The organism is Acidimicrobiales bacterium (assembly GCA_036491125.1).
Lineage (GTDB): Bacteria > Actinomycetota > Acidimicrobiia > Acidimicrobiales > AC-9 > AC-9.
The window spans coordinates 1-3,946 of record DASXCO010000197.1 but is presented as its reverse complement, the minus strand read 5'-3'; the positions used below and the strand labels follow the sequence as shown (position 1 = coordinate 3,946).

At 66.8% G+C, this 3,946-nt stretch carries 6 protein-coding genes; 2 read left to right on the top strand and 4 right to left on the bottom strand.

The window, feature by feature from the left end; translation table 11 throughout:
* A partial coding sequence (locus tag VGF64_15890; protein ID HEY1636240.1) for a maleylpyruvate isomerase N-terminal domain-containing protein occupies nucleotides 1–691 on the top strand: 691 nt, incomplete at its 5' end.
* Between the two features lie 116 nt (nucleotides 692–807).
* Here VGF64_15890 and VGF64_15885 read toward each other — a convergent pair.
* Entirely contained in the window at nucleotides 808–1,587 is a 780-nt protein-coding gene (locus tag VGF64_15885) for an MIP/aquaporin family protein (protein ID HEY1636239.1), read from the bottom strand.
* 2 nt (nucleotides 1,588–1,589) lie between these two features.
* Nucleotides 1,590–1,781, bottom strand: a complete 192-nt coding sequence (locus VGF64_15880; protein ID HEY1636238.1) for a VOC family protein — start codon at nucleotides 1,779–1,781, stop codon at nucleotides 1,590–1,592.
* A gap of 136 nt (nucleotides 1,782–1,917) precedes the next feature.
* Here VGF64_15880 and VGF64_15875 point away from each other — a divergent pair, with 136 nt between their 5' ends.
* Nucleotides 1,918–2,769 carry a methyltransferase domain-containing protein gene (locus VGF64_15875; GenBank protein HEY1636237.1) on the top strand — a complete coding sequence of 284 codons (852 nt, stop codon included), beginning with the start codon at nucleotides 1,918–1,920 and terminating at the stop codon, nucleotides 2,767–2,769.
* An 85-nt stretch (nucleotides 2,770–2,854) separates the two neighbouring features.
* Here VGF64_15875 and VGF64_15870 read toward each other — a convergent pair whose 3' ends face one another.
* Together VGF64_15870 and VGF64_15865 are read right to left on the bottom strand one after the other, a co-directional pair.
* A complete protein-coding gene (locus tag VGF64_15870; GenBank protein HEY1636236.1) occupies nucleotides 2,855–3,316 on the bottom strand; it encodes an SRPBCC family protein in 462 nt (153 codons plus the stop codon).
* A gap of 127 nt (nucleotides 3,317–3,443) precedes the next feature.
* A partial coding sequence (locus VGF64_15865) for a hypothetical protein (protein HEY1636235.1) occupies nucleotides 3,444–3,946 on the bottom strand: 503 nt, incomplete at its 5' end.

Sequence of the window (3,946 nt, the reverse complement as noted above, 5' to 3'; positions counted from 1 at the left end):
TGTCACCGGTCGATTGGGGGAGGCTGGCTCCATGAGCGCCCTTTCGGTCCCGGTCCCGGCCTTCTTCGCCGCTTCGGAGATGACAGTCGGAGTAGTGGGCTCCGCCCCTGTCGCTGACCGCTGGGAGGCCCACAGTGCTGTTGAGGGCTTCACGGTGGGCGGCCTGGTGGCCCATCTCTACTCGGCTATTCGTCTCTTCGAGTCGGCGCTACAGCGACCGGAACCCGATTCGCCACGGGTCCGGGTTGGCATCCCTGAGTTCTACGGCCTCAATCGCGTCGATAACCGCGACCAGGTCGAAGACGGCTTCCATGCTGGGTTGCGCGCCGACGCGGAGAAGCGTGCCGGACGAGGCCCTGCTGACTTGGCGGGCCGGTTCGAGGAGCTGATCGATCGCCTTCGATGCACACTCAGCGCCGAGCCAATGACCAGGCTCGTGCCCGTTTGGCGGATCGCAGGCGGAGCCACTCCACTCGCTGATTATCTACGCACCCGGGTGGTCGAGCTAGTCGTGCATGCTGACGACCTCGCGGTCAGCGCTGGCATGGAGGTCGAGGTTCCAGACGAGGCGGCGTCTGCCGCCTTTGCCGTGTTCCTGGAGCTGGCCAGAGAGCGCTCGGGTGACGTCGCTGTCCTAAGGAGCTTTGCCCGCCGGGAGCGTGGCGACCCGGAGGTACTCCGTGTCCTCTAGAGCTGCGCCGCGACTCGCTCGCCCGTGACCGCGCTACCTGATTGACCCAGTTGGGGCGTCGATCGAGGCAACTCCTGACCGCCTGACCGGCGAGGGCGTCCACGACTGAGCTTGCGTCACCTAGACCGAGTCTCCGGCGGCATCGCTGGGCGCGGTCCAGCGCCGTCGACTCGAGTCTCCGTGTCCGTGGCGTGGTCTGGGTGAGGAACGATGAGGTCACGGGCCACCTCGGCGACCGACGGGTACAGGACTCGGATCACGACGACGGCCAGAGCCGCCCCCACCAGTTGGGCAATGATGAAGGCAGGAGCCGATGACGGCGCGATGCCGGCGAAGGTGTTGGACAGCATCCGCGCCACGGTCACCGCCGGATTGGCAAAGCTGGTGGACGAGGTGAAGAAGTAAGCGCCTCCGATGTACGCACCCACGGCGAACGGGGCTACGGACCCGCGCCCGGAGCGGACCACGCCGAAGATGACGACCAGCAGGCCGAGGGTGGCCACCACCTCGCCCAGCCACAGCCCGTGCCCGCTCCGCACCTTGGTGGACAGCTCGAAGGCTGGCAGCGAGAACATGAGGTTCGCCACGACCGCTCCAGCAGCGCCCCCGGTGAACTGGGCCCCGATGTAGCCGGCCGCCTCCCGGTTCGAGACGCCTCCGAAGAATCGGTCGGCCAGGGTGACCACCGGGTTGAGATGGGCCCCCGACACGGGACCCACGGCGAGGATGATGGCGATGAGGGCGGCGGCCGTGGCGGCCGCGTTCTCGAAGAGCTGCAGTCCCGTGTCGTGGGGTGACAGGCGCGCTGCGGCAATTCCCGAGCCCACCACCGCGGCCACGAGGAACCCGGTGCCGAGGAACTCGGCCAGGACCCGCCGGAAGAGCTGTGGCGGCAAGATCAGCTGGGGGTCGGGGCCTGAGTCGCCAGGTCCGGGCGGGCCGCATAGCGCGCCGCTGGGGAGGGCTCGGCGACGGGGAAGTTGGCGTAGAAGGGCCGAAGCTTGGCCGGTTCGGTACCGAAGATCTTGGTGTAGAAGTCGACCGCGGCATCGAGGTCCGACACATTGAGGGCCAGCTGAACCCTGGACATCACGCCTCCTGGTACATTGAAATCCGTCGATAAGAGCCTGGATTATTGATTGACGCCTGTCAATAGGAGGCCCCATAGCCGCTACGAAGGCGGCGAAGGTTGCGACTCGCCCACAACCCGCTGGCAGTATGGATGAGTGGCGCGGGAGTGGACAACCGGGCGTGGCGTATTCGACACGGTCGCCCACACCTACGAAGTGCGCCGACCGGAGTTTCCTGCTGAGGTGTTTGACGAGATCGCGGCGATCACCGGGCTGGGTCGCGGATCGACCGTCGTGGAGATCGGGCCGGGCACAGGTCAGGCCACTACGAAGCTCGCCCAGCTAGGCACCAACGTCGTCGCTGTCGAGCCGGGAACCGCTCTCGTCGAACTCCTCCGTCGCAGGGTCGCGGCGGTCTCCAACGTCACGCTCGTCACAACACGGTTCGAGGACTGGAACGCACGCGCGAGGAGTCTTGATGCCGTCGTCGCGGCGTCGTCGTGGCACTGGCTCGAACCCGCGGCTCGATGGCAGAAGGCCCACGACATCCTCAAACCATTGGGCTGGCTCGTACTCATCGGCCACATCGTCGTCCAAAAACCCGGCGAGCCGGAGGTTTACGCCGAGACGGCTGACCTCCACGAGGCCCACGCTTCCGGGCACCCGAGCTGGGGCCACCCGCCCACGGCGCGGGAGGTCATCGCTGCCGCGGAGGCCGCCTCGGCCAGCATCGCCGACGTGGAGCGAGTCATCGGCCGAGCACCCGACGCGTCCGAGACGGGGGATCTGTTCGAGCCCCCGCTGCTCCGCTGGTTCCCCCAAGTCCAGCATTTCGACGCCCACGGCTACGTCGAGCTCTTGCGGACGACCTCCCTCTACGGCAGTCTCAACGACGACGTCCGCGAGCCGCTCCTCTCGGCGATCGAACAGCGCATCCGCGATCGCATGGGCGACCGCGCAACGAGGAGATATCTCATCTCGACACGCCTCGCTCAGAGGAGGGCGTAGCACCGCGATGCCTCACGGCGAACACCGCCCGCGCGCCGTGGCGCGCAGAACGCCGGCCTAGCGGCCTGGTTGGCTGCGGTGTTTGCTATCCCTCGAGGTACTCAGCGAGCTTCGCCAGGGAGGAGACCATGCCTGCGGCGTGATCCTCCGCGGAGATTCCATCGGGGACGTTGTCGGCGGTGATGTCGACGCGAGTTCCTCCGTCGACGGGGGTGACCTCCCATGTCATTGTCATCGTGCCGGCGTAGGCGGGATCGTCAGAGACGAAGTCCACCGCCTGCACGACGCGCACGTTGGGGACGAGGTCGACGAAGCGAGCCTCGACGATATCTGTCTCCGCGGTGGCCTTGCCCGGTGAAACAGAGCCATCGGGATAAGTCAACACCATTCGATACGACCCGCCGGGACGGGGATCGAATCGTTCGAACGTGCCGGTCATACCTCCGGGAGGCAGCCATGCCACAAGCGCCTCCGGATCGACGAGGGCGGCATAGACCTCCTCATCCGGGGCGGCGATCACCCGAGACGCGGCGTCTGTGCGAGGCATTGCATCATGTTACGGGCGCCAGTGTTCGTGCGGCAGTGAGCGGAGGGTCGCGGCCAGGAGATGCAGGTAGCGGTGTCCCCAGGAGAACGATTCGCCCGAAGCCACTACGGCCGGCTGGGCTGCCTCGCTACCTCTGCGGACGCCGGGCTCGGAGCGAGTAGGTGAGGGGGAACCGCAGCCTTCCCGGTGGGAACCTATACAGGCGATCCTTGCCGAGCTCGAGCCATGGCGTTGGCGCTGGCGTGACGTCGAATTCATGGAACAGTTCGATGCTCATGCCGGCGTCGAGCACTGCTGTCAGGACCGCGGAGATCGCATGGAGGCGCTCGAAGCTCGACACGGCCGACAGCGGTCGGTTGGCATCGGCGTAGCTCACTCGGTTGGGCTCGTCCCAACGGGTGTATGCGGCGCCAATGGCGTCCTGGGTGATGGTGGAGCCGTCCTCGACCAGGGCGACCCACATAGGGTGGAGCTCGACGAGGTACAACGCGCCCCCAGGCTCGAGCAGGGCGTGCACCACTTCCGCCCACCGGGCCACGTCAGGCAGCCATCCGAGCGCGCCAACGCCAGTATAGACGACGTCGAAGGTGCGCCCACCGAGTGCGGCGACAGCGTCATAAACGTTCGCTT

What these genes read in the sequence shown, in the direction of transcription:
- VGF64_15880 (HEY1636238.1), bottom strand. Translation starts at nt 1,781, where the DNA reads ATGTCCAGGGTTCAGCTGGCCCTCAATGTGTCGGACCTCGATGCCGCG.
- VGF64_15870 (HEY1636236.1), bottom strand. Translation starts at nt 3,316, where the DNA reads ATGCCTCGCACAGACGCCGCGTCTCGGGTGATCGCCGCCCCGGATGAG.